At 59.7% G+C, this 12702-nt stretch carries 9 protein-coding genes; 5 read left to right on the top strand and 4 right to left on the bottom strand.

Translation table 11 applies throughout. From position 1 onward, the window contains the following. Positions 1 to 16: 16 nt before the first annotated feature. The 5 genes from EDC38_RS04780 (at position 17) to EDC38_RS04760 (ending at position 9351) form a co-directional block, all read left to right on the top strand. Positions 17 to 940 (top strand): AAA family ATPase, encoded by a 924-nt coding sequence (locus EDC38_RS04780; protein WP_123637528.1) that lies wholly within the window; start codon positions 17 to 19, stop codon positions 938 to 940. A 203-nt stretch (positions 941 to 1143) separates the two neighbouring features. Further along, positions 1144 to 4584 (top strand): LamG-like jellyroll fold domain-containing protein, encoded by a 3441-nt coding sequence (locus EDC38_RS04775; protein WP_123637527.1) that lies wholly within the window; start codon positions 1144 to 1146, stop codon positions 4582 to 4584. A gap of 107 nt (positions 4585 to 4691) precedes the next feature. Next, the gene (locus EDC38_RS04770) at positions 4692 to 5675 is read left to right on the top strand and encodes a DUF58 domain-containing protein (protein ID WP_123637526.1); all 984 of its coding nucleotides are present in this window, start codon (positions 4692 to 4694) and stop codon (positions 5673 to 5675) included. Beyond that, complete coding sequence (locus tag EDC38_RS04765; protein WP_123637525.1) at positions 5668 to 7686, top strand: transglutaminase TgpA family protein; 2019 nt, start codon at positions 5668 to 5670, stop codon at positions 7684 to 7686. Before EDC38_RS04770 ends, EDC38_RS04765 begins: the two co-directional genes overlap by 8 nt. Before the next feature lie 366 nt (positions 7687 to 8052). Then, positions 8053 to 9351 (top strand): ammonium transporter, encoded by a 1299-nt coding sequence (locus EDC38_RS04760; RefSeq protein WP_123637524.1) that lies wholly within the window; start codon positions 8053 to 8055, stop codon positions 9349 to 9351. A gap of 526 nt (positions 9352 to 9877) precedes the next feature. On the opposite strand, the gene EDC38_RS04755 is transcribed toward EDC38_RS04760, so the two are convergent. The 4 genes from EDC38_RS04755 to EDC38_RS04740 all read right to left on the bottom strand — a co-directional run bounded on the left by EDC38_RS04755 (position 9878) and on the right by EDC38_RS04740 (position 12692). Continuing rightward, entirely contained in the window at positions 9878 to 10669 is a 792-nt protein-coding gene (locus EDC38_RS04755; protein WP_123637523.1) for a TrmH family RNA methyltransferase, read from the bottom strand. A gap of 153 nt (positions 10670 to 10822) precedes the next feature. Continuing rightward, the gene (locus EDC38_RS04750) at positions 10823 to 11236 is read right to left on the bottom strand and encodes a CBS domain-containing protein (protein ID WP_024460370.1); all 414 of its coding nucleotides are present in this window, start codon (positions 11234 to 11236) and stop codon (positions 10823 to 10825) included. A 98-nt stretch (positions 11237 to 11334) separates the two neighbouring features. Next, positions 11335 to 12099, bottom strand: a complete 765-nt coding sequence (locus EDC38_RS04745; protein WP_123637522.1) for a pyridoxine 5'-phosphate synthase — start codon at positions 12097 to 12099, stop codon at positions 11335 to 11337. Continuing rightward, on the bottom strand, positions 12096 to 12692 hold the full coding sequence (locus EDC38_RS04740) for a peptidylprolyl isomerase (RefSeq protein ID WP_123637521.1): 597 nt from the start codon (positions 12690 to 12692) through the stop codon (positions 12096 to 12098). The genes EDC38_RS04745 and EDC38_RS04740 overlap by 4 nt, the downstream gene beginning before the upstream one ends. Between the last annotated feature and the right edge of the window lie 10 nt (positions 12693 to 12702).

The raw sequence follows: 12702 nt of genomic DNA, 5'->3' as shown, positions 1-12702 counted from the left end.
ACAGGGCAGAGGGTCAATGCGGGATTTTATCCAGGTTGTTGTCGATGAAATCGGCCAGGTTTTGTTGGGCAAGGAAGACAAGATAAAGCTCGCCCTGGCGTGTCTGCTGTCCGACGGGCATCTGTTGATTGAAGACCTGCCCGGCATGGGGAAAACCACCCTGGCCCATGCGCTTGCCAAGGTGCTGGGCTTGTCTTATCAGCGGATCCAGTTTACCAGCGATATGCTGCCCGCCGATATTATCGGCGTATCGGTGTTTGAGCGGGAGCAGTCGCGCTTTACCTTCCATCCCGGCCCGGTATTCACTCAGTTGCTGTTGGCCGACGAGATCAACCGGACCACGCCGAAAACCCAGAGCGCATTGCTGGAGGCGATGGAGGAACGTCAGGTCACGGTAGAAGGGGAGACCCGTAAGCTCGAAGACCCTTTTTTCGTCATTGCCACTCAGAATCCCCTGTCCCAGATGGGGACTTTCCCGCTGCCCGAATCGCAACTGGACCGCTTTCTGATGCGCATCAGCCTCGGTTACCCCAGTGCGGATGCTGAGCGTCAGATGTTTCTCGGCGGTGATCCCCGCCAAAAACTGGCCGGAGTCAAAACCCGTCTGAAGCCCGAGCAGCTGCCCAAGATCCGGCAGGCTGCGGAACAGGTCAAAACCTCAGACAGCCTTCTGGATTACCTGCAACGGCTGGTTCACCACACCCGGCACTCCCCCGAGTTTGCCTGCGGCCTCTCCCCACGAGGGGCTCTGGCGCTACTTCGTGCCTCTAAGACCTGGGCGTTCATGCACGGGCGGAGTTACGTCATTCCTGAAGACCTACAGACGCTGCTGCCTCCCGTGGTGGCGCACCGAATTGCCCCGGCTGCCAGCGGCACCGAGGGGCACGAGCAGGCGCTGATCACGGAACTGTTGAACGCCGTTGACATCGTTCCCGCCTAATATAAATAATACAAATAAAGGCGGAGTTTTTGCTGTTTGGCGGGTAAAATTGCTTTATGATCTAAGGGTTCGCCTTTTTTAGTCCAAATCCGTTCTGGTTAGCGCCTAATTGTGTGATTATATGCCTACCAATTAAGGTAGTATTGTAATACTATTTATGTTGCAGTTCTGTCTAACAATAAACGCAGCAGAGGCATTAGATCATGAAAATACAACGACTATCCTGGGTGCTGGGGAGTACGCTGGTTCTGGCGGCCTGTGGCGGTAGCGGTGGAGACAGTGGTGGGTCCAGCTCATCGGTGGCATCCAGCTCCAGTTCCAGCGCATCACAAGTGTCATCGAGCTCCTCTGAATCCTCCAGCTCGTCGAGTCTCGCGCGAGTGGAGCCCCGGGCCAATCCCACCGTCAACAGCGAATTGATTCAGTACAACGATGTGGCAGTGCACGATCCCTCGGTCTTCAGGGACGACGACGGCACTTACTATGTGGTGGGTTCCCACTTGGCGATGGCCAGCTCCCAGGATCTGATTACCTGGACTTCAGAGGCGCCGGGCATCGCGCTGGAGAATCCCGACCTCACTGATTACCCGCTGTTTGGCAACTATGAAACGGAAGTGGCCGAAGGCATTGAGTGGACCGGTGGTTATGTAGGTTCCTGGGCGTCGGACATCCGTAAACTGGCCGACGGCAAGTACTATTTCTACTTCAATCACTGCACCAACCCGGCCAGCGGCGTCTGCGATGCGCCGCGTTCCTACCTCGGTCTGGCCACCTCGGAGGACAGCGTTTTCGGCCCCTATGAAAACCAGGGCATATTCCTCTGGTCCGGGCAGACAGACGCCGAAATTGATCAGGGTTACGGTGTCGGGGACATCGAATCCTATAACGGCAACATCCATCCCAATGCCATCGATCCTCACACTTTTCATGACAAGGATGGCAACCTCTGGATGATCTATGGCTCTTACGCGGGCGGTATTCACATTCTCGCCATGGATGAGTCAACCGGGCTGCCCGAACCGGGGCAGGGCTACGGCAAACATCTGACCGGGGGCGACCATAGCGCTATCGAGGGCACCTTTGTGCTCTACAGCCCCGAGACCGATTACTACTACATGTTCGCCTCCTTTGGCGGTTTTGTCTCGACCGACGGGTACAACATACGCATTGCCCGCTCGCGCACGCCCGATGGTCCCTACCTCGATGCCGAGGGTAACGACATGGCCCTGGCTCGGGGCGGTTGGGACGGTATCGCGCCCTATGGCGTCAAGCTGATGGGAGGCTTCAACTTCCGTTCGCGCACCGGTGACGACCACGGCAGCCGGGGTTACCTGGCACCGGGACACAACTCGGCGTACTACGACGAAGCCACGGGGCAGCATTTCCTGATCACCCACACCCGTTTCCCCAATCGGGGTGAGCAGCATGCCATTCGGGTCCATGAGTTGATGGCCACCGCCGATGGCTGGCTGGTTGCATCGCCGCACCGCTACGCGCCCATTGAGGGCGACAATGTGGTGGACAGCGAGGATGTGGTTGGGGACTACCAGTTCATCAATCATGGCAAGGACATCAACCGGGAAGCGCGTCAGTCGCAGGCGATGACCCTGCATGACGACGGCACCATCACCGGCGAAGTGACCGGCACCTATCAACTGGACCCGGAAGCGCTCAATCGCATCGTGTTGCAATTGGATGGCCTTGGCGCCTTTGAGGGCCAGCTGCGCTGGCAGTGGGATGAGCGTATTGCAGAACTCGTGCCGGCGTTTTCGGCGGTGTCCGGTAGCGGTGAAAGTGTCTGGGGAACCCGGTTGCCCGCACAGTCAGCAACCGAGGTGTTGGCTGCGGTTGCCGCCGAGCTGACTCTGCCGGAAACCTTCAAAGGCGATGCGCTGACGTTGCCCACCGACGGAATTCGCGGTGCCCAGATTCTCTGGGAGAGCGGCAATGAAGCCGTCATCGGTACCGATGGACAAGTCGAGCGCCCCGCGCCGGGATCCGGTGATGCGTCGGTCAATCTCACCGCGACCATTCTGTATCAGGGCGAAGAGGAAACGGTCACCCTCGAGGTACTGGTGCCCGAACGTATGCCCTTCAACCGGGTGGCGCGGTTTGAGTTTGAAAACGACCTGACCGACAGTACTGGTCAGTATGAGGCCGCCATGAGTACGGGTGACCGTATTCATAAAGTGGGCGAGGGCAACCTCAGTTACACCACGGGCAGTGCCGGACAGGCGGTGTCGCTGGATGGTAGCAGCGGTGTACGGTTGCCCGACGGCTTGATAAACAACTATGAATACACCCTGTCTCTGTGGGTACGTCCCAACGTCATCACCCAGTTCTCCACACTGGTGTTTGGTGAAGTGCCGGGGGATACCTCAGACCCCTTGGTTGAACCGAGCCAGTGGTTCAGCTTCCTGCCCAGTTCCTGGGATGAGAATGTCATGTTCTGGAGCCGGAATAACGATGCGTGGTTTGACGGAGCGACGGGCGAAACCATTCCCGCAGGGGAGTGGAGTCACCTGGCGGTGTCGGTCTCCCAGGGCTATGTGCAGGTCTATATCGACGGTCAGCAGGCGTATGCCGGTGGTTCAGTAGCGGACTTCTTTACCGACAATACGGGGCGTTTCGCTCTTGGCGTCAATTACTGGGATCTGCCCTTCAACGGTCTGGTGGATGAGTTCAATGTGTACGATGCTGCGCTCAGCGCCGCCGAAGTTCAGGCACTGGATATTGATCGGTTGTCCACCTCGGAGCTGCTCGGCGTTGCCCGTGACCAGTTGACGCTCGGCGATACCAGCGCTGTGATTGAAGACTTTGCGCTGCCGGTAAGCGGACCGTTTGCGACCGCGGTCAGTTGGACTTCGTCAGACAGCAGCGTCGTTGAAGTTGATGGGGCCACCGCACAGGTGACCCGGCCGGCGGCTAGCGATGCCGATGTGACCCTGACCGCGACCCTGAGTCTGGAGGGGCAATCGGTCACCCGCGACATTACGGTCACCGTTCTGTCGGAAGGTATGCCGGAGCCCGCCGCGCGCTTCAGCTTCGATGATCATCTCGACGATGCTACGGGCAATATGGGTTCGGGTACGGTGACCGGTAACCGGCTGGACAACACCGGAGGCTCGCTCAGCTTTGACGAGGGGCGCGTCGGTAGCGCACTCAGTCTCGACGGTACCTATGGTGTTGCACTGCCGGACAATCTGATTACCGATGCAACCTACACTGTATCGATGTGGCTCAATCCGTCCGCATTGACCCAGTTCACCACTGCATTCTTCGGAGCGGCGTCTGCCGACAGCTGGATCAGTGTAGTGCCCAATGGTCCCGGTGCCGGCAACACCATGCTTTGGTCCGGTACGGACTGGTTTGATGGCGATACCGGGACGCAGATTGCTACGAATACCTGGACCCACTTTGTGGCGGTCAACAACGCGGGTAACCTGACGCTGTATCTCGATGGTGAAGCGGTGTTCACCGGGGAGGGTTTCCCGGATGTGTTTACGCCCGCGGAAACCACGGTATTCGGGGTGGGCGTCAATTACTGGGATACCCCCTATGACGGGTTGGTGGATGAGCTGAGCATCTATGATGTGCCCTTGAGCGCTGACGATGTGGCGGCTCTATACAGTAGCGCACCCTAGTCCGTCGCTCGCGACAGTAAAAAAGCCACCGGTCGATCGACCGGTGGCTTTTTTTATGGTGGACAGGGTAAGGTAAGGGCCCGAGTTCGATGAATCACTGAGCCCCGATGCGTTTACCCGATACTCTGACACACTGGTTCTGGCACTGGGTGGTGCGTCGCGCGCCCCGGGCCGAGTCGGTCCGTCTGCGTCACAAATCCATCTATGTTCTGCCGACGGCGCAGGGGATCGGCTTTCTGTTGGTCATCACACTGCTGTGGCTGTTGGGCACCAACTACGAAAACAATCTGGTGTTGGCCTCCGCTTTTCTGCTGCTCAGTCTGATGACGGTGTCGGTGGTGCATGCGTTCCGTAACCTGTCCGGGTTGACCCTCTCGGTACAGCGGGCTCATCCCGCCTTCGCCGGGGAGTGGGCCGAGTTTGACCTGATGCTGCAACCTGCCTCGGGCTCGCGCCACGAAGCCCTGCTGCTCGGGTGGGATCGGGACCTGACCGTTGAAGCCGATGTGCCCCACCGGGCAGAGCGCACGGTGACGCTGGCGTACCGTGCCCGCCGGCGAGGCTGGCTGGTTCCGGAGCGCCTCCGGGTACAGAGTTATTACCCTCTGGGGCTGTTTCGGGTCTGGTCCTGGGTTCACCTGGATGGGCGGGCACTGATTTACCCCGCACCGCGCTCCAGCGACCACCCACCGCAAGCGCATCTGAGCGGCGAGGTCGGAGAGCAGCTTTCGGCAGAGAATCAGGAAGAGTTTCAGGGGTTTCGGCCCTATCAGGTCGGTGCCCCGATGGCCCATGTGGCCTGGAAGCTCTACGCCCGGGAGCAGGGGCTCTATCTGAAAGATTACGCCGGTTACCAGAGTGAACAGGTCTGGCTGGACTGGGACGCCCTCCCGGGGCTGGATCAGGAAAGCCGATTGAGCCGCCTGTGTTTCTGGGCCGTGGAGTACGGCAAAACCTCCGCTGAATACGGCCTGCGCCTTCCGGGGCTGGATATTCCGCTGGGGCGTGGGCAGGCCCATCAGGAGCGGGTACTGCGGGCCCTGGCGCTCTACGGTATGCCGGAGCAGGCCGAGGGAGGTGAACGTGGCTGAACGGGAACAGGTTACCCGCACCAGTCTCGCCTGGCTGCTGGTGGCCCAGGCCATCATTCTGTTGCCGCACTCGGTCCATGCGCCGCTCTGGCTGTGGGCTGGTTGGTTGTGCGTGGTGGTCTGGCGCTGGCAGATCTTTCGCGGTGCCTGGAGCTTCCCCTCGTTGTGGGTGCGGCTCGGACTGATGGCGGGGTTCGGCGGTGGTCTGGTGATGAGCTACGGCGCCCGGTTTGATATGACTGCCATGGTCGGTTTGTTGCTGGCCGGCTTTATTCTCAAATTGCTGGAGCTGCGCCGACGTCGGGATCTGCTGGTCACCGTTTATCTGGGCTACTTTGTTTCCGCGACCCAATTCCTGTTTCATTCGGGGCCGCTGGCGGGCGTGTATGGTGTCCTGTCGTTGTTGTTATTGACGGCGACGCTGTTGGCGGCGCACCAGTCGTTGGGCAATGTCCGCTTTTGGCCCAGTATTCGGCAGGCGGGGTGGTTGGTGTTACAGGCGACGCCCCTCATGCTGATCCTGTTTCTGGTCATTCCCCGCACCGGTGCGCTCTGGTCGGTTCCGCAGGACCGCCGGGCCGCGACCACGGGCATCAGTGACAGCATGTCTCCGGGGGATATCGGTGAGCTGGCACAATCCAATGCGCTGGCCTTTCGGGTCACTTTTGATGGCGAGGCGCCGTCGCCCAGAGATCGTTACTGGCGTGGCCTGGTGTTTTCCTATTTCGATGGACGGCAATGGCAACCTACCGAACGTCAGCGGGCGACGCACTTTATGAGCTGGCGCGAGGATGATGTCCGGCAATGGATGAACCAGGTCGATCCCCTGGGTGAACCGGTGGCCTATGAGGTCATGCTGGAACCGACCCGCCAACCCTGGCTGTATGCGCTGGCGGCACCGGTCAGCTGGAGTGACGACATCGGAGTAGGGCAGGAGATGCGGCTACAACGGGATGATCCGGTCATGCAGCGCACCGCTTACCGGGTTCAGTCGCACACCAGGTATGGGTTCCAGCGCTCCGGGCTGAGTGAGTGGGAGCGACGCCAGGAGTTGCAGTTGCCCCGGGACTCCAACCCGGAAACCCGAGCGACGGCCCGGCAGTGGGCGCGGGACGCCAGATCGCCCAGCGAGCTGATAGAGCGACTGATGGGGCTTTACCGGGAGCGGTTTCGTTACACCCTGCGTCCACAGACACTGGGACAGCACAGCGTCGATGAATTTTTGTGGCAGGCGCAAGAGGGCTTCTGTGAGCACTTCGCCAGCAGCTTTGTATTTTTCCTGCGCGCGGCGGGCATTCCCGCCCGGGTGGTGGTGGGGTATCTCGGCGCCACCCACAATCCTCTGGAGGATTATTGGACCGTCCGCCAACGGGATGCTCACGCCTGGGCGGAGGTGTGGCTGGAGGGAGAAGGCTGGGTGCGTTTTGACCCGACCGGCGCTGTGGCACCGGAGCGAATCGAGCAAGGTCTGGACGTCTCGCTGAGCGCCACCGACGGCGACATGCTGCAGAGACCCTTTGGTGCCGATTTACCCTTTGTGATGCAGCTGCAACTGCGCTGGGATGCGCTCAATTACGAATGGCACCGCTGGGTGCTCGGTTACGATCAAGGGCGCCAGGACGCGTTTCTGGAAGACTGGCTCGGCGGCGCCGATCTGTGGCGGATCGCCCTGGCGGTGGTGCTGACCGGTGCCTCGCTGGTGTCGGTGCTGCTGCTCTGGATGTTCTGGCGACAACGCCCGCACTACCGCTATCCGGCCGATCGCCAACTCGCGCGCCTGGAGCGCAAACTGAGACGCATGGGGTGTCCGCGCCGACGGGGAGAACCCTTGACCGCGCTGGCTCGCCGGTTGGGGCGCCAACAGGCCGAACTGGAGCCGGCCCTGATCCGCATTGCGGATCTTTACGAGCGTGTGAGCTATGGCGACAACCGAGCCGCGCTGACCGATCTGGCCCGCGCGGTGACGGCGTTCAGAGGCGCGCGAACGACCCCTGAAACCCCTCCTGCCTGATCCTGGTGCGCCTGCTTCGACGGACGCACGGTGATCAGGCAATTCTCCCGCACTGTGTTCTTCTGTGGTGCACAAAAGTGTCCGCCGTGCACGGTGTTGGTGCCAATCATCAATGATCTCTTCCGGTAATTTTTCTAAGTCATTGATATAAAAAGAAAAAATGTTGAGGCACGATTCCTGCTTCCCAAAGCGCTCTGCACTCTCGTGCAACGCCGTCTTCGGAGGTTCCAGTTGCTGGAATTTCCTGGTCGGTGTTGCCCGTACTTTCAGTGGGTTGCCCTCTCTTGTCTGCACCGATCGGGGGCATTGCAGTGACTCAATAATAGTCGGCGACCTTGGGCCGACGCACAAAATGAGGATGAGCGTATGAACAAGCGACCTGTCGCTTTCGGGTTGATCAGCCTGGCACTGTTGCCCGGTACCGCGCTGGCACAAGCGGAACTCAATGGCGCCAACACCGCCTGGATCCTGACGGCAACGGCTCTGGTTCTGTTTATGACCTTGCCGGGCCTGTCTCTGTTTTATGGCGGCCTGGTCCGGTCGAAAAATATTTTGTCGATTCTGATGCAGTGTTTCGCGATTGCCTGTATCGCCTCACTGATCTGGCTGGTGGCCGGGTACAGCCTGAGCTTTGGCGAAGGCAATGCCTGGATCGGGGATGCAAGCCGGATTCTGTTTTCGGGCATGGAATCGGACTCCCTGTCTGGCGATATTCCCGAGAGCCTGTTCAGCCTGTTTCAGATGACCTTTGCCGTCATTACGCCGGCTCTTATCGTTGGGGCCTTCGCCGAGCGGATGAAGTTTTCTTCAGTCCTGATTTTTTCAACGCTGTGGCTGTTCGGGGTGTACTTTCCGATCTGTCACTGGGTCTGGGGTGGCGGCTGGTTGGGCGCCATGGGGGTACTGGATTTCGCCGGGGGCATTGTTGTGCACATCACCGCCGGGGTGGCGGCGCTGGTGGCAGCGCTGGTGCTCGGCCCGCGCGACGGCTTCCCGAAAACGGCGATGCCTCCACACAATATGACCATGACGGTGACCGGTGCGGGCATGCTCTGGGTCGGTTGGTTTGGCTTTAACGGCGGCAGCGCGCTGGCGGCCAACGGTGACGCCAGCATGGCGATGCTGGTAACCCACATTTCCGCCGCTGCCGGCTCATTGGCCTGGATGACGATGGAGTGGGTGAAGTTCGGTCGCCCGAGTGTGCTGGGTATCGTGACCGGCATGGTGGCCGGTCTGGGAACCATCACACCGGCGTCGGGCTTCGTGGGCCCCGGCGGTGCTCTGATTATCGGTGTTTCGGCGGGCATTGTCTGTTTCTACGCGACCCAGGCGATGAAGCGGGTGTTCAAGATCGATGATTCGCTGGATGTGTTTCCGGTACACGGTGTCGGCGGTATGCTGGGTACGCTGTTGGCCGGGGTCTTTGCTTCGACTCAACTGGGTGTGTTCAGTGGTCAGGGTTTTGCCGACGGTATCGAGACGATGGGCCAGCAGTTCGGAGTTCAGGTGGTTGGCGTTGTCGTGGCAACGGTGTACACCGGGGTGGTGACCTTCATTCTGTTGAAAGTGACCGGTGTTCTGACCTCTGGATTGCGGGTGACTCGCGAAGAAGAATTGATTGGCCTCGATATTACCCATCATGAGGAAGAGGGGTACAAGCTTTAGGGCTGGTTATTGTGTGTGCTTCGTAGGGTGTGCTGCGGCACGGTAATCCCCTCTGAGACACTCTACTGAGGTGTTCATCGAGTCCGGGCCGATGAGGGGAAAGCCTTTCAAGACACGCCGTAAACCCATCCATGGGGGCTCGACGCGCGGAGTCCCTCCGCTTACGGTCTTGAAAGGCTTTCCCCTCACCGGCCCTCAGTGCCAAATCTAACTGACGTAACGTGTTTCGGCGGATGCGCCTTCGGCTTATCCGCCCTACGCCAAGCCGACGCGCTATCCGTAGGGCGGATAAGCCGAAGGCGCATCCGCCGTTGCCCAAGTTGCCGTACGAAAGGAGCTAGTTCCCGAAACGTCAATTTGGCGCCGCGGAGGGTGGGTGTACCAGTGTGAGACCGTCACCTGCCTGGATGGCGGGTGATGAGCCTACAGGGACGTATTCACGGCGTGTCTCACACTGGTATACCCACCCGCAGCACTTTAGGCGGAGTGCCAAACCAGTGGCGTTGATCTGTAAAAGGCGAGAACTTCAGATAGCGTCCTGAAAAGCGATCAGGGCGGCGGTGACCGCTACGTTGAGTGACTCGACGCCGTTGTTCATTGGGATGGAAAGCTGGTGATTGCAGTGCTTGGCCGTCTCCGTCGAAACCCCCTCCGTTTCATTTCCCAACACATACACACTACCGCCGGATGGGTTGAAATCACCCAGCGTCTGACGAGCGTGTGAGGATAATGCGCAGATGGTGGCGCCGGCTTCTCTGAGTTTGGCCAACGCCTCGGGCAGAGTAGGGCAGTGAATGATCGGAGCCCGGAACACCGTGCCCGCGCTTGCCTTGATCACCAGGGCATCAATCTGTGCGCCGCCTTTCTGTGGTAACAGAATGCCGTCCACATTGCCCGCGCACGCCGAACGGATGATCATCCCCAGGTTTTGCGGATTGGTGATTCGGTCCAGGGCCAACAATCGAAAATCTGCGCGGGGTGGTTGACTCAAGAACTGTTCGAGCGACTGGTAAGCTTTGCATTGTAGATCCGCCGCCACTCCCTGATCCTGCTTGCTGTTTTTGGAGATGCGAGATAGCGCCTTGCGGTCATGGTGCTGAATGTCCGCACCCTGGGACTTGGCGATGCCCAGGATTTCATCGAGAATCCCGGCGGGTTTGTTGCTCTCCGCCAGGTGCAGGCGAAACAGCTTGACCGCCGGATCGCGCAGCGCCTCGAGCACCGGCTTGCGTCCGTACACCGTCAGCAGTGAATCGAAAAACTGTTTCTTGGCTCGATAGCTGGCCGAGTCCTGCTGGGGTCTGTCTGGCTTGGGCATAGTGACCATCGTTGGGAAGTGTGGCCGGGAATTATAACGTGTCGACCGCGCTATTGTCTGCGCGGTCTGAGGTGCATGGAGAAGTCAGGCGGTGACGAGCCGGGTGTGCGGCTCGCCATGGGGGCGCTGGGGGGCGGTGTGTCCGAGGCTCAATCAGGTACGCAGGTAGCAGTCCTCGTCATTGTCGATCAATGCCTGGAGCACGTGTCGGCGGGTGATGATGCCTACCAGTTTGCCGTCACTGACCACCGGGTAGTTCTTGGGTTTTTCGCGCATCATGGTCTGGGCGAGCTCGACGATGCTGGTGTTGGGGGTCACGGTAAGCACTGTTTCACTCATCAGTTTTCTGACGCTGGCGGGCTCTTCGCAAAAGAACGCATCGTTGAGCATCTCCTTGATGCAATCCTGTTCCGAGACAAAACCCACGACCGCTTCACGCTCATCAATCACGGGGACGCCGGTCAATCCGCTTTTCAGTAGCCGCTCGACCACCTCTGCCGTGTTGGCGGTTACGGAAATGGCATGGGCGGCCGGCTGCATATAGTCTTTTACCAAAATCGAATGCATGGCTGACTCCTTTGTTTACGGCGGGTAAAACCGTCTGACTTACACCTTAAGGATAGCCGATAAACGGGCACTTGCCCGATGGATCCTCGCCTTCTGCCTTACTGATGGTGGCAGAGTCGAAGGTAAGCGTGCACGGCGGTGGCCATACCCATGGTCAGTGCGTCGACGGTCAGGGCGTGTCCGATAGACACTTCATCAATACCCGGGATGTGCAGAAACTGCTCCAGGTTGTCCAGGTTAAGGTCGTGCCCGGCATTGACCCCCAGCCCGATATCACGGGCGTGCTCCGTGGCATAGCGGTACTGGTCCAGCAGCTTGTGCATTTCCGAGTTGTGCGCCTTGTGGGCGGCCGCGTAGGGACCCGTGTATAGCTCAATCCGGTCGGCGCCGACCGCCCGTGCCAGATCAATCTGTGCCGGGTCCGGGTCCATGAACAGGCTGACCCGACAACCGAGCTCGCGCAGCTCTTCGATGATGGGGCGCAGCGCATCGCCACTGCGGGTCAGGTCAAAGCCATGATCCGAGGTCAATTGCTCATTGCTGTCCGGGACCAGAGTGCACTGGTGCGGCAGGGTCTGGCGGACCAACGTCATAAAGCCGGGATAGTCGCCCAGGGCGCCAGCGTTCGGGTTGCCTTCGATATTGAACTCGATGCCCGGGTGCTGTTGCACCAGATCGCTCAGCGCGAACACATCGCCGGGGCGGATATGGCGCTGATCCGGGCGGGGGTGAACCGTCAGCCCGTGGGCACCGGCGTCCAGGCAGATCTGCCCGAAGGTGGTCACATCCGGGTAGTTGCCTTCCCGGGAGTTGCGGATCAGTGCAACCTTGTTCAGGTTGACGCTCAGTTTGGTGGCATTCATTGCGATGACTCCTTCCCGTCCGCCGTGGTATCGGCCGGAGCCGACAGCCGGCGGGCCTCCAGAATCCGGATGGGGACATTGGGTGCATCCGGGAACTGTTTGTAGTTACCTTTGGGGGCCTGGACGATGGTGATGATTGTATCGTAGCCGTCCACGACCTGCCCGAACACGGTGTAACCGGGACGTTCCTCGGTCGCGTCAAGGCCCGGGTTGTGGTTCAGATTGATGTAGAACTGAGACGTGGCACTGTCCGGATCACTGTGCCGGGCCATGGCCAGGGTCATGGGTTTGTTGCTCAACCCGTTATCCGATTCGTTGGCAATCGGATCGCGCGGCGGCTTGCGGGTGAAATCGTAGGTCAGTCCTCCGCCCTGGGCCACAAAGCCGGGAATGACCCGGTGGAAAATCGTACCGTCGTAGTAGCCGTCATCGACATACTGCAGAAAGTTCGACACGGTAATTGGTGCCTTGTCGGGGAACAGTTCCAGAACGATGGTGCCCTCATCCGTGGTCAGCTCGACCCGGGGGCTATCGTTCTCTGCCTGAACGGCGACAGACAGAGTGAGCAAACCAAGCAGGGCCAGAAACTTCATTATCGGAGTT

This window comes from Marinimicrobium koreense, from assembly GCF_003762925.1.
Classification (GTDB): Bacteria; Pseudomonadota; Gammaproteobacteria; order Pseudomonadales; family Cellvibrionaceae; genus Marinimicrobium; species Marinimicrobium koreense.
The sequence above is the reverse complement of the archived record's forward strand: the minus strand, read 5'-3'. Positions and strand labels throughout refer to the sequence as shown.

Excerpts from the sequence above, each read along its gene's own strand:
- EDC38_RS04780 (WP_123637528.1), top strand. The coding sequence starts at position 17 with ATGCGGGATTTTATCCAGGTTGTTGTCGATGAAATCGGCCAGGTTTTG.
- EDC38_RS04775 (WP_123637527.1), top strand. The coding sequence starts at position 1,144 with ATGAAAATACAACGACTATCCTGGGTGCTGGGGAGTACGCTGGTTCTG.
- EDC38_RS04770 (WP_123637526.1), top strand. The coding sequence starts at position 4,692 with ATGCGTTTACCCGATACTCTGACACACTGGTTCTGGCACTGGGTGGTG.
- EDC38_RS04760 (WP_123637524.1), top strand. The coding sequence starts at position 8,053 with ATGAACAAGCGACCTGTCGCTTTCGGGTTGATCAGCCTGGCACTGTTG.
- EDC38_RS04755 (WP_123637523.1), bottom strand. The coding sequence starts at position 10,669 with ATGCCCAAGCCAGACAGACCCCAGCAGGACTCGGCCAGCTATCGAGCC.
- EDC38_RS04750 (WP_024460370.1), bottom strand. The coding sequence starts at position 11,236 with ATGCATTCGATTTTGGTAAAAGACTATATGCAGCCGGCCGCCCATGCC.
- EDC38_RS04745 (WP_123637522.1), bottom strand. The coding sequence starts at position 12,099 with ATGAATGCCACCAAACTGAGCGTCAACCTGAACAAGGTTGCACTGATC.
- EDC38_RS04740 (WP_123637521.1), bottom strand. The coding sequence starts at position 12,692 with ATGAAGTTTCTGGCCCTGCTTGGTTTGCTCACTCTGTCTGTCGCCGTT.